The 26,962-nt window shown below is 44.1% G+C and carries 20 protein-coding genes and 1 pseudogene; 6 read left to right on the forward strand and 15 right to left on the reverse strand.

The annotated features are described in order from the left end of the window. A partial coding sequence (locus ACED45_RS06175; RefSeq protein ID WP_371713514.1) for an Ig-like domain-containing protein occupies window positions 1–1,176 on the reverse strand: 1,176 nt, incomplete at its 3' end. A gap of 445 nt (window positions 1,177–1,621) precedes the next feature. Here ACED45_RS06175 and ACED45_RS06180 point away from each other — a divergent pair. The 4 genes from ACED45_RS06180 to ACED45_RS06195 all read left to right on the forward strand — a co-directional run bounded on the left by ACED45_RS06180 (window position 1,622) and on the right by ACED45_RS06195 (window position 6,133). Further along, window positions 1,622–2,887, forward strand: coding sequence for a TolC family outer membrane protein (locus tag ACED45_RS06180; RefSeq protein ID WP_146490002.1), 1,266 nt, complete (start codon window positions 1,622–1,624; stop codon window positions 2,885–2,887). Beyond that, window positions 2,887–3,504, forward strand: a complete 618-nt coding sequence (locus ACED45_RS06185; RefSeq protein ID WP_171733331.1) for an OmpA family protein — start codon at window positions 2,887–2,889, stop codon at window positions 3,502–3,504. Before ACED45_RS06180 ends, ACED45_RS06185 begins: the two co-directional genes overlap by 1 nt. A gap of 136 nt (window positions 3,505–3,640) precedes the next feature. Then, complete coding sequence (locus ACED45_RS06190; protein ID WP_017062305.1) at window positions 3,641–3,991, forward strand: DUF2750 domain-containing protein; 351 nt, start codon at window positions 3,641–3,643, stop codon at window positions 3,989–3,991. Window positions 3,992–4,153: 162 nt separating this feature from the next. Beyond that, window positions 4,154–6,133 (forward strand): tetratricopeptide repeat-containing diguanylate cyclase, encoded by a 1,980-nt coding sequence (locus ACED45_RS06195; protein WP_371713515.1) that lies wholly within the window; start codon window positions 4,154–4,156, stop codon window positions 6,131–6,133. Window positions 6,134–6,140: 7 nt separating this feature from the next. Here ACED45_RS06195 and queC read toward each other — a convergent pair whose 3' ends face one another. Continuing rightward, a complete protein-coding gene (gene queC / locus ACED45_RS06200) occupies window positions 6,141–6,836 on the reverse strand; it encodes a 7-cyano-7-deazaguanine synthase QueC (RefSeq protein WP_004733611.1) in 696 nt (231 codons plus the stop codon). A gap of 60 nt (window positions 6,837–6,896) precedes the next feature. Beyond that, window positions 6,897–7,565, reverse strand: coding sequence for a 7-carboxy-7-deazaguanine synthase QueE (gene queE / locus ACED45_RS06205; RefSeq protein ID WP_322621728.1), 669 nt, complete (start codon window positions 7,563–7,565; stop codon window positions 6,897–6,899). Window positions 7,566–7,750: 185 nt separating this feature from the next. Between queE and ACED45_RS06210 the strand changes: the two genes are divergently transcribed. After that, window positions 7,751–8,560, forward strand: a complete 810-nt coding sequence (locus ACED45_RS06210) for a Cof-type HAD-IIB family hydrolase (protein ID WP_102567518.1) — start codon at window positions 7,751–7,753, stop codon at window positions 8,558–8,560. 101 nt (window positions 8,561–8,661) lie between these two features. Here ACED45_RS06210 and ACED45_RS06215 read toward each other — a convergent pair whose 3' ends face one another. The 11 genes from ACED45_RS06215 to ACED45_RS06265 all read right to left on the reverse strand — a co-directional run bounded on the left by ACED45_RS06215 (window position 8,662) and on the right by ACED45_RS06265 (window position 22,607). Further along, the gene (locus tag ACED45_RS06215) at window positions 8,662–10,074 is read right to left on the reverse strand and encodes an NUDIX domain-containing protein (RefSeq protein ID WP_371713516.1); all 1,413 of its coding nucleotides are present in this window, start codon (window positions 10,072–10,074) and stop codon (window positions 8,662–8,664) included. 85 nt (window positions 10,075–10,159) lie between these two features. After that, complete coding sequence (locus ACED45_RS06220) at window positions 10,160–10,639, reverse strand: GNAT family N-acetyltransferase (RefSeq protein WP_371713517.1); 480 nt, start codon at window positions 10,637–10,639, stop codon at window positions 10,160–10,162. 214 nt (window positions 10,640–10,853) lie between these two features. Then, a complete protein-coding gene (locus ACED45_RS06225) occupies window positions 10,854–11,255 on the reverse strand; it encodes a glycine zipper domain-containing protein (RefSeq protein ID WP_371713518.1) in 402 nt (133 codons plus the stop codon). A 237-nt stretch (window positions 11,256–11,492) separates the two neighbouring features. Beyond that, complete coding sequence (locus tag ACED45_RS06230; RefSeq protein WP_371713519.1) at window positions 11,493–11,939, reverse strand: hypothetical protein; 447 nt, start codon at window positions 11,937–11,939, stop codon at window positions 11,493–11,495. 146 nt (window positions 11,940–12,085) lie between these two features. Continuing rightward, window positions 12,086–13,990, reverse strand: a complete 1,905-nt coding sequence (locus tag ACED45_RS06235; RefSeq protein ID WP_371713520.1) for a propionyl-CoA synthetase — start codon at window positions 13,988–13,990, stop codon at window positions 12,086–12,088. A gap of 118 nt (window positions 13,991–14,108) precedes the next feature. Further along, the gene (gene prpF, locus ACED45_RS06240) at window positions 14,109–15,281 is read right to left on the reverse strand and encodes a 2-methylaconitate cis-trans isomerase PrpF (RefSeq protein WP_371713521.1); all 1,173 of its coding nucleotides are present in this window, start codon (window positions 15,279–15,281) and stop codon (window positions 14,109–14,111) included. Between the two features lie 9 nt (window positions 15,282–15,290). Further along, entirely contained in the window at window positions 15,291–17,927 is a 2,637-nt protein-coding gene (gene acnD, locus ACED45_RS06245) for a Fe/S-dependent 2-methylisocitrate dehydratase AcnD (protein ID WP_371713522.1), read from the reverse strand. Window positions 17,928–18,028: 101 nt separating this feature from the next. Next, window positions 18,029–19,243 carry a bifunctional 2-methylcitrate synthase/citrate synthase gene (gene prpC / locus ACED45_RS06250; RefSeq protein ID WP_102533678.1) on the reverse strand — a complete coding sequence of 405 codons (1,215 nt, stop codon included), beginning with the start codon at window positions 19,241–19,243 and terminating at the stop codon, window positions 18,029–18,031. A gap of 146 nt (window positions 19,244–19,389) precedes the next feature. Next, window positions 19,390–20,286: a methylisocitrate lyase gene (gene prpB, locus ACED45_RS06255; protein ID WP_065682186.1), complete on the reverse strand. Its 897-nt coding sequence runs from the start codon at window positions 20,284–20,286 to the stop codon at window positions 19,390–19,392. 100 nt (window positions 20,287–20,386) lie between these two features. Beyond that, on the reverse strand, window positions 20,387–21,106 hold the full coding sequence (locus tag ACED45_RS06260) for a GntR family transcriptional regulator (RefSeq protein ID WP_017071741.1): 720 nt from the start codon (window positions 21,104–21,106) through the stop codon (window positions 20,387–20,389). 379 nt (window positions 21,107–21,485) lie between these two features. Further along, on the reverse strand, window positions 21,486–22,607 hold the full coding sequence (locus ACED45_RS06265; RefSeq protein WP_139101536.1) for a multidrug effflux MFS transporter: 1,122 nt from the start codon (window positions 22,605–22,607) through the stop codon (window positions 21,486–21,488). A 98-nt stretch (window positions 22,608–22,705) separates the two neighbouring features. On the opposite strand from ACED45_RS06265, the pseudogene ACED45_RS06270 reads away from it, so the two are divergent. Continuing rightward, window positions 22,706–23,470: pseudogene (locus ACED45_RS06270) on the forward strand (AraC family transcriptional regulator). Window positions 23,471–23,501: 31 nt separating this feature from the next. Here the strand turns inward: ACED45_RS06270 and ACED45_RS06275 are convergent. After that, complete coding sequence (locus tag ACED45_RS06275) at window positions 23,502–26,672, reverse strand: HD domain-containing phosphohydrolase (RefSeq protein ID WP_371713523.1); 3,171 nt, start codon at window positions 26,670–26,672, stop codon at window positions 23,502–23,504. Between the last annotated feature and the right edge of the window lie 290 nt (window positions 26,673–26,962).

The raw sequence follows: 26,962 nt of genomic DNA on the forward strand, positions 1-26,962 counted from the left end.
GGCTTCTGCTGTGTAGTTACCGTCCGTCGTTGGCGCTAGATTCACCACCACTGGCGTGTCCACCGCCTTATCTAGGCTTACGGAGAACTCGGCCGCTGAGCCTTCACTCACGCTCACAGTTTCTGTGATGCTCACACTCGGAACTGGCCTAACCCCAACATCAACAGTAATAGTATCCGTTCCACCCTGCCCGTCGCTAACAATCACAGTAAAGCTATCGCTACCGTCATAGTTTTCATCTGGTGTGTAGCTCCAATTACCATCTTCATTGACAGTAACTGTACCATTTGATGGATCGGTGCCTTTTGTAAATGATAGGGAGTCGTTATCTTCATCAATAGCAGAAAGGCTACCGCTCACAGGACTGTCTTCGTCGGTGGTTACTGAAACGTCACTGCCGATGGGAGCATCATTTACTGGGGTTACGTCAACGTTAACCGTAATTGTGTCAGATCCACCTTGGCCGTCTGATACAACAACTGTAAAGCTGTCATTACCGTTGTAGTTTTCGTTGGGGGTATAAGTCCAATCACCATTTTCATCGATAACGACAGTACCGTTTGAAGGTTCTGTCGATTTACTGAATGACAGAGAATCACCATCTTCATCTGAAGCCGACAAAGTGCCACTTACTGGCGTATCTTCATCTGTCGTAAATGATACTGTGTCACCAATAGCGTCATTATTTGAATCAACAAACAGCGGGTTAGTGTTTGTTTGAGCTACGGTAGGTTCAATGAGCGAACGGTAAGCATCAAGTAAGCTTAAACTTTGGGTTTGAGATAAGCCTAATGATTCAAAACCTGTAGTAACGAACTCTGTAGCAGGAATGGTTTCTTCACCATCACGTTCAATAGTCCCGCTAGCAGCCAAACTTGAACCGTTTTGACCAGCTGCCGTTGCAAACTCCTCACCTAGCTCAGTCGGATCTTGACCTTCTTCCAATGCAGCAAAGATATTCGCAATATCTTGATCGAGTTCAATTTCGCCTTCCTCGGATGAGAAGCGTTTTGTAGATACCTGAGGTTCATTGGTTCCATTCTGGGATTCAAGAATAACATCCCCTGCTTGTAGTGGTTGTCCTTCTTCTAAGACTTTAATCGTACCATCTACCGAGATAACAATGCGCTGGCCAAGTGCTAATGCACCACCCAAATTCAATGTTGTCATGTCCATATAAACCCCTAAAAAAGCTTTTTTTGTCATTAACGTCAAAATAGTGACATTATGTTTATAATATTAGTTAAAATATAACACCTAAAGTCATATAATTCCTAGTTATGAATCGAGTATTTAACAACTAGAGTGACAAGCTAATGACAGTGATCACATCACACAACAATCTTAGTGCTCACAATGACAATATAAGTTATTGTGTTTACGGAAAATAATCAGCAATAAAACTTGAGATTAACGTGTACAAGAACACAATAAAACGCACGCCAATCGGTTAACATTTTTACAACCATTTACGAACGCCAGCTTAGCGATCGTGGTTTTTTTGGCGCTTCATCTAAATTTTGTATATAACGGCATGAATTCAAGACTTAGGTGTACGCCAATTTTAGGGAGATTTACATTGAACAGGCTTCAAATAACAACATTAGGGTTAGCAATAAGTATTAGCTTACCGGCGACAGCACAAACCCTAGAGCAAGCCGTTGCGTTTACTTTAGAAAGTAACCCTGAAATCAAAAGTGCTTATAATGAATATGTCAGTAAGCGATATATTAATGATGCTTCTGGTGGTGCTTACCGTCCGAGTATAGACCTGGATGGAGGGATCGGTTATGAACACACCGACCTAGCGACTAACTCAAGCACAACAGATCTAACTCGAAAAGAAGCGACTATTACCCTTACTCAACTTATCTGGGATGGTTCCAATACCTCAAATGATATCGATCGTACCGCAGCTGATGCAGAATCTGTACGTTATCAACTGCTATCAAATGCACAGGACATCGCTTTAGAAGTCACTAAGGTCTATCTTGATGCAGTGAAAGCCTATGAAGTACTGTCACTCTCTGAAAACAACCTCGCGACACACAAAAAAATATACAGTGATATCCGCAAACGTGTTGAATCAGGCATTGGATCAACGGCAGATATGTCACAGGTAGAGGCACGTATCGCTAAAGCACACGGTAATTTGCTTGCAGCGCAAAACAACCTTTTTGACACTCACACTCAGTTCAAAAGGCTTGTCGGTCAATCTCCGCTAGGGCTAACCTTCCCTCGAGCAGATGCGGGGGCTATCCCTTATACCGTTGATGGCGCATTGGCAAAAGCCTTTAACCAACACCCAGTAATCAAGATTGCACAAGCCGATGTGGACTCAGCCAAGTTTCAATACAAGCAATCCAAGAGTACTAACTACCCGACGGTTTCTTTTGAAGCAGCACAAACCTGGCGTGATGATGCCGGCGGTACCGAAGGAAGTAGTGATGAGTTTTCTGCCATGGTTCGTTTAAGGTATAACCTTTACAACGGCGGAGCGGATCAAGATCGTGCTGAAAGTGCCGCTTATCAACTCAATAAAGCAAAAGACCTACGTGAGAGCACCTATCGTAATGTAGAGGAAAGTCTGCGTCTTTCGTGGAGCGCTCTCGATCTGACCGTCCAACAAAAAGAATTCTTATCAGACCATGTAGATTCAGCATCAGACACCGTGATCTCGTATGAGAAACAGTACCGTATCGGCAAACGTACCCTTCTCGATTTACTTAATACCGAGAATGAACTATTTGAAGCCCGTAAAGGGTATTTGGATGCCAAGTACGACGAACAATACGCAAAATACAGAGTGATGAACGCAACAGGAAACCTGTTGACCGGACTACGCGTTGAAACCCCTCAAGAATGGAATGAAAAGGTAGAATACTAATGAAGCTGATAAAGACTGTATTTCCGCTTTGTATCATGGTTGTCTCTGCCAATGTTTTAGCTAAAACAAGCGATGAAGAATTTGAATATCGAGCTCTTCCTGAGATCACACAAATTTATGATCTCGAAGATGATGATAATGATGGAGTAATCAATGCTAGAGATCTGTGTCCTGATACGCAAATTGGTGCTGAGATAGATAACGACGGTTGTGGTTCATATTTCGAATCTTCAGAAAAGAAAGAGCTCCACATACTCTTTGCTAACAACTCTACGGAGATTAACCCTGTTTTCCTTAGCCAAATACGCCAGATGGCTGCGTTTTTGAAGCGCTACGAGAGTACAAGCATTGAATTGCAAGGTTATGCCAGCAAAGTAGGCAATTCCGAACACAATTTAAAGCTCTCAAAAGAGCGCGCGTTACATGTAAGGCGTGCACTGATAAGCAATGGTATTCAGCCATCTAGAGTTAATATCGTAGGTCATGGAGACTCTGAATTCAGCAGTGATGACACAGAAATCAATCACGCACTACATCGAAAAGTTGTCGCTTCCGTTGTTGGCTTTAAGGGGAATATCAAAGAAGAATGGCACATCTTCACCAAAATTAAAAAGTAGGCTCTACCCTGCTTTTGCCATACTGAAGCGTTATTTTAAGTTAACATTTCGGTATGGTGATAATTCCTTGAATAGCATATACCTAAGCCGTCTATAATGTTAATCTTGCCACGTTATCAACATAGAGAATTAATCCATGAGCAAACTAACAGCTGATACTCAAGCAAATCTAGAACTTTTCGTTTCTGAAACACAGGAAACTAAATTGGTATGGGGCCTTCGCAACGAAGAAGGTTGGCTAGCATGTGACTCAAGTGAATTCGAAAATAGCGAAGTGATGCCTTTCTGGTCTTCAAAAGAAGATGCTCAGACTCACAATGTTGAAGAGTGGGCTGACTTCGAAGTATTAGAAATTCCACTAGATATCTTTGTAGAAGATTGGTTACTGACTCTTGCTGAAGACGGCGTTCTTGTTGGTACTAACTGGAATGCAACATTAGAAGGCAAAGAACTTGAGCCTTCTGACCTAGCGAAATTATACATCTAATTTCCGATATCGGTCGCGCGAATCGTGCGACCGATATACCTCTGATTAGTATCAATAAATTAGAGACCTACCTCGCATAACCTCGTAGCCGCACCATTCAAAATTTGAAGCAACATCAAACTAATAATAGAATATCGTTCTTTATCTGATTGATCGTCTCTTGTGAATCACTTCGTTTTTGTTACCTTTCTACTATTCATTAGCTTTTGTTCTTATAGCCAAGTATCAACATCAGATCGTGACAACAATTCACCAGTCTATACCTCCAATTTAAGCCCTACTCCAAATGCTGATTGGAACGCACTTTATCTCTCTACTTTAAATCACTCTCCTGAACGCGCATTAAACATGCTGCAAACACGCTACATCGGGTCAACGGTTTACGGAGATAAGCTTTACCTTGCGTCTCTTCTGTATCAATACATGAGCCACCGAGATCAGCCGTTCTACGGAATCGCTTCAAACGACAGCTACTACCAAGCGATAGAAACAGCGTTTATTTCTGCTCTGATTAAAGATGGCCAAGGCCAATATGAGGAAGCACAACAAGGCTTTCTTACACTATTGGCAAAAATGCAATCACACAGTGATTTAACTGGAAAAGCTCTATTAAAATACCAGATGTGCCGTTCGCTTAATGAGCAAGCTAAATACCATCAAGCGAACTATTATTGCTCTGCACTTAAGTCGGACTTACACAACATCGCTGACCCTGTATTACCAAAGTTTGCGACTTATCGAGTCATCGCGAACAATCACCATTTCCGCAGTGACTATCAATCTGCTCTAGATACCTACCTATCGCTGATAAACGTATTCCCACAAGGACACGATATTTCGGGGATCTATAACGATGTAGGAAACTTGCTCAAGGAATTAAAGCAATATGAGAAGTCGACAGAGTACCTAAAAGAAGCACTCATACTCAGAGCTGATGCTTCTGATTTAATGAAAGCACAAGTACATCACAGCCTTGCGGATCTCTACCTCAACCAAAAGCAAAGTGACCTAGCAATTAACCACTTTCAGCAAGCAAAAACACTGTTAACTGCATCATCTCATAGCTACGGTATCGCACTAATAAGTCTTGGCTTAGGAAAAGCCTACACTCAAATTAAAGACTATGATTTGGCGAGAGGTTACTTAGTCAACGCTCTGTCGGCTTCGAATGAATTAAGTAACAACGTCATTCGTATTAACGCTTACTTGGCGATCAGCGATATGTTCGAAGATCAAAAGCTGACAACAGAGGCGCTCAATTATGCTCAGCAAGCTTTAAAAGTATCCGAGCAAGTCACAAGACACAAGTACATCGCTCAGTCACTCTTGCAGCTTTCCGATCTTCATCAAGCGCTCAGCGATTACCAACAAGCTTTCTATTTCTACCAGCGATACTCATCTATACAAATTGAAACACGCGATATCGATAACAGGTTAGCTTTTGAAGCACTAGACCTGACCCACGCTAAATATGAGCAAGAATTGGAAAATTCTTTCCTGATAAATCAGACAAAGCTCGACCGCGTTCAAATTGAAAAAATGGAACATCAAAGATGGTTGTACAACGTCATTGTTATTCTGTTGCTGGGCGCCGCAAGCTTTACGGTATTAGCAAACAAAACGATTCGCGCAAAAGCTTCCATCGATGCTATGACGAAAGCGTATGGCCGGACCGAGATCATACGAAGAATCAAAAAAGTCAGACGCTGTAAAGAAACGGACAAGCAACATGTCCTCGTTCTGCTTGATCTGGATAAATTCAAGACGATCAATGATGAGCATGGACACCCTACTGGTGATCGAGCACTCGTCCATATTAGTCAGCAAATACGAAAACACTTAATGAATGACGAATTGTTTGGTCGCTTAGGAGGAGAAGAATTTCTCATCATGCTAACCAATACCAAGCCTGTAGACGTGCGAGAGCGCGTCGAAGAGCTACATTACGCCATATCAAGCTCAGTCTTCTTAACAGAAAGCAATAAGCCACTTAATGTAACCGCGAGTTTTGCTTATCTAGCAACCTCAAACGCATTAAGTGACTTTGATGACTTGTACTCGGTGCTTGACCAAGCACTGTATCAAGCAAAGAGCAACGGCCGAAACTGCATCATTGATGCTTACAACGAACCAATTGATTGACCTGAGGTTATTTATTCTCAGTCTGTTTGCGAACCAACTCAGCCATAATACCTTCACGATCACCTAGGTAATCGTTAAGGCCAACTTTACGCAGTTCACACGCTGGGCAATCGCCACAACCATCCCCGACAATGCCATTGTAACAAGTCAGTGTTTTATTTCGAACAAGCTCAAGTGCTGAGTACTGGTCGGCCAACGCCCATGTTTCAGCTTTGTTGAGCCACATTAACGGTGTTTTAATATCAAGCGGCTTGTCCATACCTTGTACAAGCGCAGAGTTCATCGCTTTCACAAAGTCATTACGACAATCAGGGTAGCCTGAGAAATCAGTTTCACACACGCCCGTGATTACGGTATTTGCACCGATTTGGTAAGCGTAAATACCCGCCAAAGTTAAGAACAGAATATTACGACCAGGAACAAAAGAGTTTGGTAGTCCATTCTCTTGTAGCTCATGAGACACAGGAATATCGTCACGAGTCAGAGAGCTGATAGCCAGTTCATTCAACAGAGTCACATCCATCACTTTGTGCGCTTTCACACCAAGCTCTTTCGACAACGACTCCGCAACTTCAATCTCGAGTCTATGGCGCTGACCATAGTCAAACGTAATCGCATGAACTTCATCATACTCTTTTAAAGCTTGAACAAGACACGTTGTTGAGTCTTGACCACCACTGAATACTACGACTGCTTTTTTCATCTTAAATCCTTACGAGAATCTTCTACTAGCGACTTATCTAGACCAGTAAACAAATGCAACCTACGCGATGCTCAAATATTTGTGAGTTTGAATAGATAAACGCCAGTTACGTTCAATACAAGTATCAATACACAGTTGCGTTGCACGTTCTTTTTGGCTAATAGGTTGAAGTGCAATGACTGTATTTTCAGGAACATCAGCTCTAGCAATAAGAGCATCTAGTTGCTCGATATCTTTACCTGTACCAACAGGGTGCTTGATTTCATTCGCACGAACGAGTGCGCTATCAAGGATATCCAATTTGGCTTTCATTGCGACTTTTGGTGACACCGTAACCCAAGTGTCCGGTGTGGCTTTTACTTCTGATGTTCCGCTGGTCTCAATCTGACAGCGACAACCGTGCAGCTCAAATGCTTCAGTAAGAGGGACAAGATCATAGATGCACGGCTCACCACCAGTAATCACAATGTGCTTCGCGGTGTAACCTTGCTTGATATATTCATTCACGATTCCTTGCGCATCAATTGCAGACCAAGTCGGTGAATCCTCTGTCTTAACCATAATATCACCAAGGCTCGTTTCATCTTCCGGCAACGCTTCCCAAGTCTGTTTGGTATCACACCAAGAACAGCCTACAGGGCAAATTTGCAGTCGAACAAAAACAGCAGGAACGCCGGTAAATACGCCCTCGCCCTGGATGGTTTCAAACATTTCATTAATCTTGTACAACTTACCCTCAGCTCAATCATTTGATGAAATTAATCAACCGCAGACCTTAAAGCACTTGCCCCTTTTGGTCAAACAAATGAGTACTGATAAATGAGTTGATCAAAGCCCTAGCCTGAACTTTCAAGTTCCCTTATCCTTTCGCCCATTAGATTTCGTTAGCTTTTAATTTTTTAGTAAGGAACAACATGTACAAACTGATTGCTCTTGATATGGATGGCACACTGCTCAACAGTGATAAAGTAATTTCTCAAGAGAACAAAGACGCGATTGCCAAAGCACGCGCTGCAGGTGTGAAAGTGGTTCTGGCTTCTGGTCGTCCTTTGGAAGGCATGCAGAGTAAGTTAGACGAGCTTTCAATCAACGGCGAAGATGACTTTGTGCTCTTCTACAACGGCTCTATGGTTCAAAACGTCTCTACAAAAGAACTCATTCATAGTGAGATCAGCAATGGTAAAGCCGCGAAAGAGATCGCAACCCTCGCTGTACAGCTTGGTGGTTATGTTCATGCATTCAGCAAGATTCATGGCTTAATCACGCCTGAAAACAATGAGTACACAGCTATTGAAGCGCGTATTAATGGCTTAGAGATTACCGAGTTCGACTTTTCTCAACTAGAAGATGACCACGAAATCATCAAAACTATGATTGTCGCAGAACCAAGCAAGCTGACTGAAATCATCAGCAAGTTGCCACAAGAGCTTAAGGCTCAATTTACTATCGTGCAAAGTGCACCATTCTTCTTAGAGTTCCTAAACCCAAATTCAAACAAGGGTGTCGGTATTGAGGCGATAGCAAAGCACTTGGGTATTACAGCAGAAGAAGTAATCTGCATGGGTGACGCTGAAAACGATCATCATATGCTTGAATACGCTGGCCTTGGCATTGCAATGGAAAACGCAATGGAAGAAACCAAGAAACTGGCGGATCACATCACAGCGAGCAACGACGACCATGGTGTAGCGGTCGCGATTGAGAAGTTTATCTTCAACTCGTAAACGCTGAACAGGTTCTAATGAGAATTACTTTTTGCTTGTTGCAGAAATGACAAAGGCTGTGCACTGCACAGCCTTTTTTGATTTTATATTAGTCGGTTCGCCTACTCTCTTTTCCATGGCAGACGAAACGCCACTACACCAAATAGAATCAAGATTGGGAAACGTAAGGTCTCAACGATAAATGAAGCGATGCCACTGAATGAGACGAAACTTCCAGCCCAGCTAATCAGCAGATTTCCCGCTAACAACATCGCCATCACTCCAAATACAATCTTGAATGAGAACTGGCCGACCAAAGGCTTCGAATCCGTTAACGTTACTAAGCATGCAATCGTCATCAAAATTGCTACCCAGAAAGAGAATGTTGGCAGTGGCCATATAACCGTGAGAACAATCGACAGTAAGCACAATGCCCACCAGACACCTTTAGAGCTTAATAAGGCACTAATATCAACATCAGGTTTCGCATCTAATCTCACGATGTGCCAAGTCGTTAACGCGCCCAATACGCCTCCCATTAAGACATCACTAAAGAACGCACTGCCTGAATAAGACGTAAATAGCATAATCCACAGTAGACCCGCGAGCACTATCAAAATCGATTTTTGCTCCAAGAGGCGCTTTAGTTTCCAAAAGACTAACAAGGTTAAACTAACCCATAAAGCAGCCAACAGACTTGGAAAACTATACCCACTGCTCATCACCAGTTTCAATGTTGGCAAGTAAGCGTGTGGACGTGGAAAACCAAAACCTTGATGTGCGATCAAAGTAAGCAATGTCACCGAGATCAAAGTGAAGCCAAACTTCAACGCGAAGTTACGGCCAAAGTACCAAGCAATTAGCGGCAATATCACAATGAAAACCCATGGCTTCGCCAACAAGTCAGTCAAAAGCACAGTATTCGCAAACACGCTTGGCATCTTATCGAACGCGTTTTGAAGCGACACAATCCAATTTAATTCAACTTGATGGACTTTGGGTGCCGCGCCCACCAGCTCAGTCACATACGTCACCGGTTGGTCTGTCGCAGATAAAAACAGCTCGTTAATCTCAGACCACTGTTCTGGATAGCGGTATTGGTGATCTTGCAACTCAGTAGGAGGAAGTAACATCGCTCGGCTGACTTCCACACCGTAATGAGGAGCAAACCAAATCGGCAGCTCAAAGCCACCTAACTCATTTCGAGCCTTGTAACTGATCACTTCCGAGTCAGAAATACAATCAAACACGACGGCACTGTCGGTATAACCCAGTACATCACCGACCGTTACTGACAAACCCGCCTCTTCCCACGTTTCACGTTGCGCCGCAACGGCTGGCGGCTCACCTGAAACAACAGTGCCTCCCGGTAGAGACAATTGACCTGTGATCAACTCATCAACCAACACGATTTGGTTATCAGCCCGTACTACACACAAGGCGCCCGCGATATGATCGGGCAAAGTGTTGTTTGCCCAAGCGGAAGTAGTACTCAAAAGAGACAGTATGAAAACTAATAGATATCGAATAACCAACGAGTTTACCTAAAAAATAATAGAAGAAATTTAAGACTGCTGTTGCAGTTGAACTATTGTAATCAAAGCCACACAAAATCGCTGTCTACGTTTTGTGCAAAGCCTTCCTCATCCATTGAATGTGAGGTGTGAACCCCATTTTTTGATAGAAGTCCTTGGCAGGTGAATTAAAGTCCCAAACCTCTACAAAGACTTGTTCAACCCCATAATCATCAAAAGTACTTTCAACTTTGTTAAACAACTTTTCTGCAATTGATTCTTTTCGATAATCAGGCAAGACAAACAGCTCATCGACACTCCCCATCGACACTGGTTTACTTACCGTTGAGATAAGCTCACAAAAATGCCCAGAGATAAAGCCAACAATGAGCTCACCTTTTAATGCCACATAAACCAAACATTCAGGGTCATCCAAGTATCGTGCAATGCTTTTTTCCTGCTCAATCTCTTCTGCTGTTTTAAAGTGCTCTGGGCTAGCAAGGTGGTGGTGATGGTGGAGATCGAACATTAACTCGTTAAGTTGTTCCAAATCCGCGTGCTTTGCGGCCCTTAAGGTGACATTCATGACTATTGCGCTTCTCAAACCAAATTAATATCTAAACTGAGTCTAGTTTACTTGCCGTGAGTATCTATACAAGTTATTGAATTAATTCATTGTTTGAAGTGTGTATTTTAGATACGAAAACGGCCACATTACGTGGCCATTCTGTTTGAATGATTTTGAATTAAACGAATATCGAAGCTATGGTTTTGCTGTAGCTTTAGCTTCAGCTTCAGCTTTATGCACCGTTATCTTCTTTCTCTTCTTTGAGATCAGCAAGCTGTTGTTCTAGTTCAATTAGCTTAATTTCCGCCTCTACTTCAGCAACTCGCTTTTCTGCATCGGTGCGATTGTCTTTCGCTAGACCATCAGCAGTAACTTGGGTTCGTTGTGCGTTTCTTGCATCGTCCGTATCTTTCATTGAACCCGCAACGCCACCGGTCACGCCACCTAATGCAGCGCCCTTCACGGCTAAACTCGCATCTCCAGTTAGAGCGCCTGCTGTTGCTCCTAGTAAAGCACCACCTACAGCACCACGATTACGTGCAGCATTCTCATTTTCGTTATCCATTGCTGGTGATGCGCAACCAGAAAGAGTCACAATCAGTGTCGCTAAAATAAAAGGTTTAGTGAATTTCATAGGAGTCTCGCTTAGTTCTTCGTTTGGAGTAGAGCCATCTTAAGCAGAACCGTTAATGAGATAAATAAAGCCACGTTTAGACGATACATCATGTTCAGCTATGTATTATTCAGCCATCACATAACTGATTAATGATATATAGCTTTGAGCTCGCTTTATCCTCACCAACAAAAAGGCGACCAATAAGGTCGCCTCAATCGCGCTTTCTCAATAAATTTTGTCTTTCACATGTCGCTCTTAGCCTTTGGACCAAAAGTTTTGCATGTTTTCTGCGCTAGGTGGTGGCCTAACACCGCAATCTCGATAATGATTTTTATCGCCGATCCCCAGTATCTTGCCATTTTCGTCATCAATCATAGCGGCAACTTTAACACCGTCTCCCACATGACGAGTTAGCACTACAATTTCACCGGCTCTTTCAGATCTTACTGCGCCTAGGATATGATATTCGTAGCGGCCTTTCCTTGAATTAACAATCATCTTCGAGTTAATAGGGTCGGCTTCATATCCCACACCAATATCAAAAACCGCTTGATAGAGATCGACGCCAGTCTTGGATACACATTTAAATACCTTAGGATGACTCAAAGGCTCTAACAACACTCTACTCGCTTCATCCTTTGAAATACTGGCACTAGCAGCACCACTGACCAATAAAGCAATCAACAAAAAGTAAGCTCGCATAAAAAGACCTCAATATGTGGGAATCATAATGAGGTCATAGTAAACGCAATGGATAAGCGGATGAATAAACTGGCGTTTAGGTAAACCATCACGCTGGCTTATGTATAAATCAACAAGCCGAAGGGAGATTACCTAAACTGCGACTTCTATTTGCCGAGCTTTTCAGCAATTTCAGTTAAGCTGGTAGGATCGTCAATCGTCGAAGGCACCACATATTGCTCGCCTTCTGCGATTTGTCGGATGGTTCTGCGTAAGATCTTGCCTGAGCGGGTCTTAGGTAGTCTCTCAACAACCAAGGCTTGCTTAAAACAGGCTACAGCGCCGATCTCATTACGAACCTTACCTACAAGTTCAGCTTGTAACTCTGTGCCATCCACTTTTACGCCATCTTTCAACACAACTAAACCAAGAGGTAGCTGCCCTTTTAAGTCATCGTGAATCCCGACTACCGCGCATTCTGCAATGGCTGGGTGACCACCCACGATCTCTTCCATTTCTCCTGTCGACAGGCGATGCCCCGCTACGTTTATCACATCATCAATACGGCCCATGATAAATAGATACCCATCTTCATCGAGATAGCCGCCATCACCCGAAACGTAATAGCCTGGGAATTGGCTCAGATAGCCAGATTCAAATCGATCATGATTACGCCAAACCGTTGGCAGACAACCGGGTGGTAACGGGCGTTTAAGAGCCACAAAACCTTGTTGATTAGGCTGAGCGACTTCACCGAGTTCATTGAGAATCTCCACTTGGTAACCCGGAACAGGTTTAGTGGAGGAACCCGCTTTCACTGGTAAAGGTTCTAACCCTGTTGGATTTGCAGAAATGGCCCAACCCGTTTCTGTTTGCCACCAATGATCGATAACCGGCTTATCGGTATGAGATTCAACCCAATCCAATGTTGGTGGGTCTAAACGCTCGCCAGCCATGAAAATCGACTTGAGTGATGATAAGTCATACTTGGTCAGTAACTCGCCTTCAGGATCTTCTTTCTTAATGGCTCTAAATGCCGTTGGAGCAGAAAACAATACATCGACGTTGTATTCTTCACACACACGCCAGAATGCGCCGGGATCTGGCGTTCGTACTGGTTTGCCTTCAAACAAAATGGTCGTACAGCCATGAATCAATGGCGCATACACAATATAGGAATGCCCCACTACCCAGCCGACATCAGAAGCCGCCCAAAACACACCATCTTGCGGCATATCGTAGATAGTGCTCATCGAGTATTTCATCGCGACCGCGTGACCACCATTGTCACGAACCACACCTTTTGGCTTACCCGTCGTTCCTGATGTATACAAGATATATAGTGGGTCAGTTGCCAGAACAGGCACGCATACGTGAGGCAAAGCATCGTTAACCGCTTGTTGCCAAAGTACATCGCGTTCATTGTTCAATTCGGCTAGAGACTGCTCTCTTTGGAATACCACCACTTTCTCGGGTTTCCAGCGACTGTCCATGATCGCTCGATCAACCATCGGCTTATATGGCAGGACTTTGTTTATCTCAACACCACAAGATGCAGTAATCAACACCTTGGGCTCGGCATCCTCAATTCGAACGGCAAGCTCATGAGGAGCAAACCCACCAAACACCACCGAATGCACCGCACCGAGTCGAGCGCAAGCCAGCATGGCCATTGCCGCTTCAGGAATCATCGGCATATAGATCACCACACGATCACCTTTGGTCACGCCTTGCGTGGCTAACATACCAGCGACTTTAGCCACTTGGTTACGTAACTGGTTGTAAGTGTACGAGGATTGAGTTCCTGTAACTGGAGAGTCGTAAATCAGCGCGGTATTGTCACCTCGCCCATTTTCACAATGATAATCCAGCGCCAGCCAGCAGGTGTTCATCACCCCATCAGGAAACCAACGCTCAATACCGTTATCGTCAGTTTGTAATATCGTTTTTGGTGGTTCAAACCAATCTATCGCTTGTGCTTGTGTTTCCCAGAACGAATTGGGGTCTTCCCTAGCCCATTGATACTCGGTGATATAATCGGTTTTTCTGTTCATTCGATTCGTAGCAGACATAGTGCCTCCTCCATGATTTATCCATTAGTCCAAGCGCCTAGCTTTTGGCAGTGTCACTTGGGTGCACTCTTTTCTCAGCGTTGTGTTCGTGAACATTTGACCGTTCACGACAATCGCTTTACTTAGGAAAAGGCACACGAATGGCACCTTCCATGATCACTCGGGCACTACGACTCATAATCGCCCTCTCTATTTTCCACCCACTTTCGGTCTCTAGTGCTTTAGCACCTACCTTCAAGGTTCCTGACGGGTGTCCAAAGGTCACGAAATCACGACTTCCCTCACCGGCTGCCAAGTTCACTAAGGTGCCTGGTACACTTGCAGCTGAAGCAATGGCGACCGCAGCCGTACCCATCATGGCGTGATGAAGTTGCCCCATAGACAAAGCACGTACTAGAAGGTCGGTATCTTCGGCAGCAACCGATTTTCCACTGGAAGCTTGGTACGCTTGAGGCTTAGCAACAAACGCGACTTTAGGAGTGTGTTGGCGTGATTCAGCTTGTTCTAGGGAATCAATAAGTCCCATCGCAACCGCACCATGTGCTCGGATGGATTCAAACAGAGCCAAGGCTTTTGAATCACTGTTAATATCCGATTGAAGCTCTGTACCTTGGTAACCAACCGATTCAGCATCAACAAAAATGGTCGGTATTCCTGCATTGATGTATGTCGCTTTGATGCAACCCAGGTCTGGAACATCTAAAAAATCGACAACATTCCCTGTTGGGAACATAGAGCCACTCGCATCGGCTGGATCTAGGAAATCGACTTGGATCTCCGCGGCGGGGAAAGTCACACCATCGAGCTCAAAGTCACCCAACTCTTGGACTTCCCCATCAGCAATAGGTACATGAACAATAATGGTTTTATCTATGTTCACTTGCCATACTCGTACCTCGACCACACCGTTTTCTGGAATGCGACTCGAGTCGACGAGGCCACTATGAATAGCAAATGGGCCCACTGCAGCAGACAAATTGCCGCAGTTACCGCTCCAATCGACAAACGGCTTGTCAATTGCTACTTGACCGAATAGGTAATCAACATCGTGATCGGCTTTACTGCTTTTCGAAACAATAACGGTTTTACTGGTGCTGGATGTTGCGCCACCCATGCCATCGGTTTGTTTGCCATAAGGATCTGGACTACCAATCACGCGCAGAAGTAATGCGTCTCGTGCTTCTCCGGCGACTTGCGCAGCTTCAGGTAAGTCACTTAGGTTGAAGAAGACGCCTTTGCTTGTTCCGCCCCGCATGTAGGTAGCAGGTACTTTTATCTGTTTGATGTTCATAACCAGCTCCTACTGTGCGAGAAAGTCTTTAGCAAAACGCTGCAACACACCACCAGCGCTGTACACATTCACTTCATCTGCGGTATCTAAACGGCAAGTGACTGGTACATCGAGTTTTTGACCGGTCTTGCGAGTGATCACTAGAGCCAAATCGGAACCGGCTTCAATATCACCGTAAACATCGTAAAGCTCTGTTCCATCCAACTCTAAAGTGTTGCGATTTGTGCCCACTTTGAATTGCAAAGGCAGTACACCCATGCCAACCAAGTTGGTTCTGTGAATTCTTTCAAATCCTTCAGCCACAATCACTTCAACACCCGCTAAACGCACACCTTTGGCAGCCCAGTCACGTGATGAACCTTGTCCATAATCCGCACCCGCCACGACAATCAAAGGCTGTTTACGGTTCATGTAGGTTTCAATCGCTTCCCACATTCGCGTAACTTGACCTTCAGGTTCAACTCTTGCTAATGAACCTTGCACGACTTCTCCAGCGTCCTTCACCATTTCGTTAAACAGCTTAGGGTTGGCGAATGTTGCTCGTTGCGCGGTTAAGTGATCACCTCGATGGGTCGCGTAAGAGTTAAAATCCTCTTCCGGCACTTCCATTTTGGTGAGGTATTCCCCCGCAGCGCTCGAAGCGAGAATCGCATTTGAAGGGGATAAGTGATCTGTGGTGATGTTGTCACCCAGAATCGCTAAAGGTCTCATACCAGATAGGCTTCGTTCTCCCGCAAGAGCACCTTCCCAATAAGGTGGTCTGCGAATATAAGTACTTTGAGGTCGCCAGTCATAAAGCGGTTCAGTCGTCACCTGTTCCTCGTCTGGCTGGAACATTTTCACGTAGATTTGTTGGAATTGCTGAGGCTTAACATGTTCACCTACAACGGCATCGATCTCAGCATCACTTGGCCACAAATCACTTAAGTAGATTGGCTTTCCATTGTTGTCCGTACCTAAGCTATCTTTCTCAATATCAAAGCGTATTGTGCCCGCTAAGGCATAAGCAACAACCAATGGCGGTGACGCTAAAAACGCTTGTTTAGCATAAGGATGAATTCGACCATCGAAATTTCGGTTCCCTGACAAAACAGCGGTTGAATACAGGTCGCGGTCGATGATCTCTTGTTGGATTTTAGGATCTAACGCCCCGCTCATCCCGTTACATGTCGTACACGCATAACCGACGATACCGAAGCCTAGTTTTTCCAGTTCAGGCAACAAACCGGCGGACTCAAGATAAAGCTTGGCAACTTTTGAGCCTGGCGCGAATGACGTTTTTACCCATGGCTTACGAACTAATCCAAGCTGATTGGCCTTCTTCGCAACCAATGCTGCGGCGACGACATTTCTTGGGTTACTGGTATTGGTACAAGAAGTAATCGCCGCAATGATCACGGCACCATCTGGCATTTGTTCATCAGAATATTGTTCAGCGTGTTGCTCTTTCCAAGAAGCTTGGCTAATACCTTGCTGGGCAAGTTCGCGGGTAGGCAAACGGCGATGAGGATTCGAAGGCCCCGCAAGATTTCGCTCAACTTTAGACAAATCAAACTCAAGCACACGTTCGTATTGAGCAGAGTCTAGATCGTCAGCCCATAGCCCTGTTTTCTTGGCGTAGCGTTCGACTAGTTCAACCTGCTCAGGCTCTCGACCAGTGAGTTTCAGGTATTGAATGGTCTGTTCATCGATGTAGAACATACCCGCTGTCGCACCATATTCTGGTGTCATGTTAGATATTGTTGCCCGGTCACCAATGGTCAGTGCACGTGCGCCTTCGCCAAAGAATTCCAAGTAGCTTGAGACAACCCTTTCATTGCGAAGAAACTCTGTAATCGCAAGCACGATATCCGTTGCGGTTATCCCTTCTTGTCTTTGACCCGTTAACTTCACGCCCACGATGTCCGGTAAGCGCATCATCGACGGACGACCTAGCATCACCGTCTCGGCTTCCAAGCCACCTACACCGATAGCGATAACGCCCAAAGCATCAACGTGAGGAGTATGGCTATCGGTCCCGACACAAGTATCAGGAAACGCGATGCCTTCTTTAGATTGAATAACTGGAGACATTTTCTCCAAGTTAATCTGGTGCATGATCCCGTTACCCGCTGGGATCACACTCACGTTTTTAAACGCGGTTTTACACCATTCAATAAAATGAAAACGGTCTTCGTTTCTGCGCTCTTCAATCGCGCGGTTTTTATCAAATGCTTCGTTATCAAACCCGGCATGTTCCACTGCCAAAGAGTGATCAACAATCAGTTGAGTTTCGACCACTGGGTTCACCTTGGCAGGGTCTCCGCCTTGGTCGGCAATCGCATCGCGTAAGCCAGCTAAATCAACTAAAGCGGTCTGACCTAGAATGTCATGACACACCACGCGCGCAGGATACCAAGGAAAATCTAAGTCGCTCTTGCGTTCAATGATCTGTTTTAAGCTGTCTTCAAGGGTTTCAGGATCACAGCGTCTTACTAATTGCTCTGCCAATACTCTCGACGTATAAGGCAAGGTTTTATAACTGCCCGGAGATATCGCTTCTACCGCTTCGCAAGCATCGAAATACTCTAAATGAGTTCCGGGTAAAAGTTTTCGGTACTGATTTTTATCAAGGTACTGAGCTTGTTCAAGTTTCACATCAGACATACATCCACCATTATCTGTTAAATTCTATTCGTTGGTTCTTGAGGCCTTATCGTATGAAGACGGAAGTAACCTCAAGACATAAGTCGGCTCGTTATAGAGGGCTAACGTAGATGAATAGGTAGCCAGTCTTGATGCTCTGGCCCGGTGTAGTCTGCACTTGGACGAATGATGCGATTGTTTTCTCTTTGTTCGAACACGTGTGCTGTCCAACCCGTAAGGCGGCTCATCACAAAGATCGGAGTAAACAATTTGGTTGGGATGTCCATGAAGTGATAAGCCGATGCATGGAAGAAGTCAGCATTACAGAACAAGCCTTTCTCGCGCTTCATTACCGCTTCAACACGTTCTGAAACGGCGTAAAGCTGTTCATCTCCCACCTCTTGAGCTAACTCTTTTGACCAACGCTTGATTAGCGCATTTCGGGGGTCGCTCTCACGGTAAATGGCATGACCGAAGCCCATGATTTTGTCTTTGTTAGCAAGCATCTGCATGATGTTAGTTTCTGCTTCATCAGCGGTTTGCCAATCTTGGACCATTTCCATCGCGGCTTCATTCGCACCGCCATGTAAAGGACCTCTCAACGTACCAATCGCTGCGGTGACACAAGAGTGGATATCTGACAACGTTGATGCACACACACGAGCCGCAAAAGTAGAGGCATTAAACTCATGTTCCGCGTAAAGAGTTAGCGAGCAGTGCATCACCTTCTTATGAAGTTCACTAGGCGCTTTATCCGTTAGCATTTTCAAGAAGTAGCCACCCAGACAGGCTTCGCTTTGATCTTCAGTATCAATTCGCACGCCATCATGACTAAAGCGGTACCAATAACAAATAATGGCAGGGAAAAGCGCGAGCATTCGTTCAGTCGCAGGCAGTTGCTCGGAGAAGTCAGACTCTTGCTCTAGATTACCTAGCATTGAACAGCCCGTTCTCATCACATCCATTGGATGAGCGTCTGCTGGGATAAGCTCTAGTGCTGCTTTCAAAGGTTGAGGTAAGCCGCGCAGACCAACCAACAATATTTTGTAATCATCGAGCTCTTTTTCAGTGGGTAAGTGACCTCTTAGTAGCAGATGCGCCACTTCTTCGAACTGAGCATGATTAGCAAGGTCGGTTATGTCATAGCCACGGTAGGTCAAACCCGTTCCTGACTGGCCTACCGTACATAGCGCCGTAGTTCCCGCACTTTGGCCACGTAGACCAGCACCACCTATTGCAGGTGCGCTTACTGGTGTACTTGCTGTTTTTGCGCTTTGTTGTTGGTTTTCTGTTGAAGCCTTATCGACAGCTGCTTTATCACTCAAAGATACAGACATGGTGAACTCCTTTTCTGTGTTAGCCGCCTGCACTCTTTGGTGCTGCCTGTTTATGTGTCCGATGATCTTTATCATCGGTACTGGATATGGCGACTAACCATTTCACGTTATTGGATTAAGTTGATTTTTGATTAATTGAAACTGGTTTACCCTTCACTTGAAAACAACTGATCAAGCTTGTTCTCGTAGTCGTGGTAATTAAGGTGTTCGTAAAGCTCTTTACGGGTTTGCATTGAATCCAACAGAGCTTCCTGATTGCCTTCAACTAACAAGTGCTTGTAAACATTCTCAGCCGCTTTATTCATCGCACGGAACGCACTCAATGGGTAAAGCACCATGTCGACACTCGATTGCGCTAACTCATTACAGTTGTAAAGTGGCGTTTGCCCGAATTCAGTTATGTTCGCGAGAATAGGCACATGCTTACCCGTTGCTGATTTCAAAGCTGCCGAGAACTTCACGTATTGGTCGAGTTGATTCATCGCCTCAGGGAAGATCATGTCTGCGCCCGCTTCAACACAAGCTATCGCTCGCTCAATTGCGCTATCAATGCCTTCAACCGCCAATGCATCCGTACGCGCCATAATCACAAAGCTGTCATCGGTTCTAGCATCGGTTGCCGCTTTGACTCTATCGACCATCTCTTGCTGACTTACAATCGCTTTATTTGGTCGATGACCACAGCGTTTCTGGGCCACTTGGTCTTCCATATGGATTGCTGCTGCGCCTGCCTTCTCCATAGCACGAATGGTACGTGCAATATTGAATGCGCCACCAAATCCCGTATCGATATCCACCAGCAATGGCAGATCACACGCGTTGGTAATACGTTCAACATCCACCAACACATCGTTCAATGTCGTAATACCTAAATCAGGCAAACCATAAGACGCATTGGCGATACCTCCACCCGACAAATAGATCGCCTGATGCCCTAAGTTCTTTGCCATCATCGCGCAATACGGATTCACCGTACCGACGATCTGCAATGGCTCGTTGTCTTGCACAGCTTGTCGGAACTTAGCTCCTGCTGATAACTTCATAATGACGCTCCCTGTTAATTGTTTATTTCTAGCTAATCTTTAAGACTTACGGCTTTTGATTATCGCCAGCACTGATCTGCTGACAGGTTCCAATGGTCGCTTAATCAAGATCTTTGGATTGAATTTGTTGTTCTATAAGCAATCGACTACCCGAGATGTGTCGTCGCATTAGCATTTCTGCTAGCTCTTCATCACGATTACGAATCGCTTGTAGGATGTATTTGTGTTCATCGAGCGCCTCTTTTGGTCGAGACTGAGCCCTAGGCGATTGATAGCGATACATGCGTAATAGGTGATAAAGCTCATCACACAGCAGCGAAATGAGTTTGCTGTTACGACTCGCTTTGATAATGCGGTAATGGAAATCAAAATCCCCATGTTGATGAAAGTAAGAAGAACCTTCGACTTCATCGATGTGCTTTGAGTGTGTCGACAATAAGCCTTCAAGCCCGATAAGCTCTTCTTGTGTAATATGTCGCGCTGCTAAGCGAGCCGCCATGCCTTCCAATGCCTCTCGCACCGCGTAAAGCTCTAGCAGTTTGTCTGCAGAAAAAGTAATAACTCGCGCACCAACATGTGGAATACGTTCTATCAGGCCAAGTCCTTCCACACGCATTATCGCTTCACGTAATGGACCTCGACTTACCTCGAAGCGTTTAGCCAGTTCAGGCTCCGAGATCTTACTGCCCGGTGCTAATTCACCGTTAACAATCGCCTCAACGAGGTACTCAGTCAGATTTTCCGACTTGGTGTTTTCTTTGTCGCTCACACGTGTTTTCGTGTTTGCACTTAAGGTGAGATCTTTTATCGCAGTATTCATATTCACGCTGCTCACTTCTGATTGCCGACCCTAACTGTCAACAATTTCATAACATGAACATAAAATACACGATCAAATTGTCGACAATCAAGTAGATTGTCGACAATTTAGACTAAGGTAGTATTTTTTATAGACGATAAAGTTTGTTTGAATACGCGCAAATAATAACTTAACCAGCTGTTAATAAATGAATTAATCTAGAAGAAACTCAACAAACCCTGACTTACCCTACAATTATTAGAAATCGATGTGTCGACAACTTGCCATCCACCTTTTAGATATAGTATTCATTTCTACTCATCAGCGATTTAGACCAAAAAAAAGAGAAGCAATGATCGCCTCTCTTTATTATTCACAAGGTTAACACTCTTAAAATAGGTTAATCACGAGACATCAACATGGTGCTTGCCAATAACGACATTCCTATTAGCACAACCCCTAAGTTACCAATCTCACCAGCAAGTCCTAGTCCCCCACCAATTAAACAGTAATACAACAATCCTAGAACCGCCCCTGCCGTGCCTGCTTGCTGTTTATAATTGACCAACGCCGTACTAAATATATTAGGACTTGCCATACCAAACCCTACAACCACAGCAGCCATTCCTAAAAGAAACCAAAGGCTGTCTTGGCAAAAGTACACCTGAACAGCCCCAACAAAGCTGATTAACACCGCGATCTGAATGAGTCGTTGGGAACCCCATTCTTTTACCAGCAATCGTTTATTCATCGAGCTTCCTAAAACAGATGCTGCCGCTAATATCACGCCACTGTAACCAAATTCAATGGAACTTAAGCCAAACTGGCTGAACATAAATGGCGCTAAGGAATAATAGCTAAACATCATGACATTAAAGCAAGCCACAAGAATCGCACTTTTCCAAATATCCCTATCTTTTAGCATTATCGTGAAAGTACCAATAAAGCTGACTGTTTTAGTATCAGCAGGTTTCGTTTCGGGTAAAGAAAAGGCCGATACGATCAGCAATATAAAAGCCATGACAAGCAGTAAACTGAACACCACTAAGTGTCCAAAATATTCAGCAATCAATCCTCCTGACATTAAGCCAACAACAGGGCTGATTGATACTGCAACAATTGCTAGCGAAAACACTTTCCCTAGCTCTTTGCCTTCATAGCTATCTCGCAATATTGTTTGCCCAATAACTGAGCCTACCGCCGCCCCAAAAGCTGAAACAACCCGCGCAATCATGACCATATCAAATTGAGTTGCCGTGATGGCTAACAGGCAACCAACACCATAAGTAAACAAACCACACAACATCGCTTTTCTGCGGCCAATAAGATCAGAAACTCGTCCCCAAAAAACAACACCCACAGCAAAAGCAATAAAGTAAATCGACAAGGTTTGACTTGCACTTGCCATTGATACACCAAAATAATCAACTAAGTGCGGCAATACTGGGCTGTAGATAGTTTCAACAATTTGGGGGAACATCAACAGAATGATGATCAGTCCCATATGGGGTTTTTTATTCATATTATTCTCTTCTAAAACTGGAATAAGAGAAGTATATGGATTTCATTTGTGTTCAAATATCAACAGTAGAACAACAAACATCAAAATAAGGACAAATCATGTTGATCGATGACAACACACCTTTTTATGTTGATGGAATGCCCTATCCCTTTGTCGGCATTGCTGCCCAAGTCGGCAGGCACGATTCTGGTATGCATACACACAACCGCGCACAATTGTTATTTGCACCACATGGTTGCATCAGTATTACCCTCGACGGAATGCATTGTGTGTTGCCGCCCACCAAAGTTGCCTGGATACCCGCGGGAATTGAGCATTGTGCAACCATGACCAATGTCGTGGCCTATCGTTCGCTTTATTTTGATCCTCTTCGCATTAAAAACTTGCCTGAAGAGTTAAGTATTCTTAACGTCACACCACTACTAAAGGAGTTGATCGAACGAATGGCTTTTTGGGATTGGGATAAACCTAATGAAGAGCAACAAAACACATTGGCGTTGTGTTGCGAGGAACTTTCTTACGCAGAAAGGAACGAGCTAACGCTGCCTTTACCCAAAGATAAACGATTAGCGTTGTAGTTAGAAAAAGTAAAACTAGGAACACAGTTACCTCAACCACTCAATGAAATGGCCAAGCATATTGGAGCAAGCAGCAAGACCGTAAGCCGATTATTCATCAAAGAAACGGGGATGCCTTACCAAGCTTGGCGTCAACAATGGAGGCTGTTAAGTGCCATTGAGCAATTGTCAGAAAAAAAGAGTGTCTCTGCGGTTGCCCACGAGTTAGAGTTCTCCAGTGACAGTGCGTTTATTCATTTCTTTAAGCAACACACCGGAGAAACCCCAACTCACTACATGAAGTGACGTCAACAGCCATTCATGCTTTCTGGCAAAGTTAAGCAGCGACGCCTTCAACTACATATTTTGATAGGTCTATATGATCGATCTGTTCCGGTTTTAAATACGTTTCGGCATAACGGATATGTGTCCCGCTAGTTAGAAACAACCTAAACAGTTCTATATCGAGATGCTCGTCCAATGCCATTTTATACATGATGTCGACAGCAACACTGATTGGCTTCGCCTTCTTATAAGGCCTATCCGCAGCGGTTAACGCCTCAAAAATATCAGAGATCACCAGAATACGTTCTGGGATTGAAAGGTCATCACCAGTCAGCTTCCTTGGATATCCCGTACCTTTGAGTGTTTCATGGTGCGTCGAAGCATAGCGAGGAACACGGCTTAGCTCTTTCGGAAATGGCAGATTCTCAAGCATCTTAATTGTTCCAAGCATGTGCTCATTTATCTTGAATCTGTCTTCAGCAGTTAACGTACCACGTGCAATGCTCAGATTGTAGACTTCGCCTAGGTTGTATAAGTGCTCAGGCACACCCATTTTAATTTGATGTTTCGGGTCAAACTCTAACGGCCTATCTCTTTTCACTATATGCTCCGGCTTATCACTCAGAAGTGGCTCTGTCGCAGGTAAGCTTGAACTCGATGCCCTATTCATCGCTTCAATTGGCGATAGGCCGAGTTGATCGTCGAAATTACGCGTCCAAGTCGTTTCAGCGATAGAGCGAATCCGCGCGACTTTATCATCACTCATGAATTCACCACCCACGTTCGATGTCGCGATAAACTCAAAGTCCTCTTGTAATTGCTGTTTGGTTGACGCAAGTTCATCAGCTACCAGCTCAGCCGGTAGAGATCCTTCGAGTTTTTTTGTCAAAGCTGTAATTTCCGCATCACGCCAAAGCACTTCAAATCGAGTTCTCACCTCGTGAATTCGGTTGTAGTTAGCTTCTAGCTTTGTACCTTTATCGACGATGTGTTCAGGTGTCGTGATCTTGCCACAATCATGAAGCCAAGCCGCAATTCTAAATTCACGACGTTCATCGTCGTTCTCAAATTTAAAGTCTTTGAAATGCTCAGACTGCGATTTTTCAGCCGCATCAGCCAACATCAAGCCCAGTTCTGGTACACGGTTACAGTGCCCAGCCGTATAAGCGGACTTATCATCGATAGCTTGAGCGATAAGTTTAATGAACGACTCCACAAACGCCTCTTGTGTCTGTTCATGCTGCTTAATCTCTGCCGCCATGCCTTTCACTGCCACAGACAGCTCCCATACTTCTTTGATTCGAGTGTCAACAAGCTCGACACTGTCATAATCACGCATCTTGATCTTATGAGTCTCCTCCTCTAATTGACGAATAGGACGCACTATCGGTGCACCAAAAACCCAAGCAATAGGCAACGTCAAACTCATCAGTAACATCGTTACGCCAACAGAGGTTGCTAGACGTTTATTGACTGTACTAAAGATCTCAGTTTCGGGAATCAATACCGCAAAATACTCAGAGTAGTGTTCGCCCATGTCGATTTTCTTTAAATAGAGATGTTTGATCTCGCCATTCATCTCTACCCTTACCATACTGCCTTCAACCGTTGCTTCCTTAGTCAAATCATAAAGTTCAGTATAAGGGACCGTCGTATTTGTATTAAAGCCGGTATCATGGAGCCACTTTTTCGCTAAGGCATCAAGCTGTTCACCACTTAACTTGCTGATAGCTTGATTAATGATTGGAAGCAATTGTTGATGCTTGCTCTGCAGCACCAAGTGGAATTGGTTTGAGTAGTTCTGGTCTAGATCTTCTAGAGTCCCATTGACACTAAGGCCAGGCTGGAAAAACCTATCTAATGCAAACGAGAGTACGGGTTCAGCGTCTAAAAAAGCAAAGTTCTCTCCGCTTTCAATTGAATTAAATGCAGACTCTAGGTTTTCAAACTCAACTAAATCAATATTCGGAAAGTCTTCCCTTAACTTAGGAATAATTGACCACCCAGATAAAATGGCCACTTTTTTATCCTCAAGCTCGGCATAATTAGTAATAATCTTCACGTCTTCTCTGGTCACGATAGCAAACGGTAAATCATAGATTGGAGTGGTGTAGAGGCCGTTTATGCCATTATTTTTATAATTTTGCACCGATTGCAGGCCATCAATACTTCCTTCTTGAAACTTATTGACAAGCTCCCCCCAAGAAAAACCATTCACAAATTCAAACCTGATCCCAGTCATATCACCAATCATTTTGAGAAGGTCTATCGCATAGCCGTTTGGTTTTCCCGCCACTGAAAAGTCCATCGGCCCCCAATCATTTTGATTAGACACTAACAGCGGAGGAGTATCATTAACCAAGGCTTTTTGCTCAGATGATAGCATCAGTTTTGATACATCAAACTCCGATTCCTGATTATTAACTTTGAGGTTAGATGCAATAATGTTACCCGATTTCGAATATAAGAAAGACTCAACCTTACTATCTTCTGCTAATCCAAGCGCCGTACCCGATAATTTGTTAGCCAAAGAAGACAGCACAATATCAATACCAATCACATGTTGAATGTCAGATTCGATTTTCGACTCAAACGCTAAAGAATAAGTTTGCCCGGTAATTTGTAAATGCTGAAAAAGATATGGCTGAGTTTTTTCGACCGACTGAATATTGGCAGAAACATACCAAGGCCTGGTTGTTGGAAAGTAGTTGCTCTGCTCCGTAGTTGAGCTTCTGAGGGAAAACTCTTGGTCAAAGTATTTCGTTGTCCGGACTCGCTCCTGCCCTATATTTTGAATCTCAACCACAACCCAACGATCCGTTTGTTGTGCACCTATTTTTTCTCTAACGACAGGGGCAGATTCTAGGTTAATAATTTGGAAGAAATTTTCATCGGATGAGCCAATGTAAATACTATAAAAGAGAGGGTTATCTTTAATGGCTTCAGAAAGAATACTACGCGACTCTTCTTTCGATATTTTGTTATTGATAGATCGTTTCACTGAAGCAAGTAAACGCGCGGTGTTGGCTGCATCAGAGTCAATCGCGCCAATATAATCACTCAGGTCATGGGATACCATCGTCAACTTTGACAGAGTATTCTCCGTCGCCATTTTTTTACTGAAGTAGTATTGAAGAGAGACCGCAACCACAGCCGTTAGCACAGTCGCGAGTATGAACATTGTTCCAACGGTAAAGCGTAACGAAATTTTTTTTAATGCCATTATTTCATCCTTGAATAATCGCCAACTCAAAAGTTAACAGGCTAGCATAATCCATGCTACTTCAGTTGCATAGCAACTATAATAACTCATTATTCCACATCTAAAATCTAACACCTCTACACACCTGATTCTTTTGCAGAAATAGTTATCGTAGTCACATCTAACAATATAGACCAACAACCAATGCACTCGAGTAGAAAACGCTAGTTAGATCCAACCTTTGTCAATGAATTCAATCATTCTGAGACAATAACTACGATTTTAGAATCCAGATATCATTCAAAAGTAAA

It is taken from the genome of Vibrio crassostreae (assembly GCF_041439375.1).
GTDB classification, from domain to species: Bacteria; Pseudomonadota; Gammaproteobacteria; order Enterobacterales; family Vibrionaceae; genus Vibrio; species Vibrio crassostreae_D.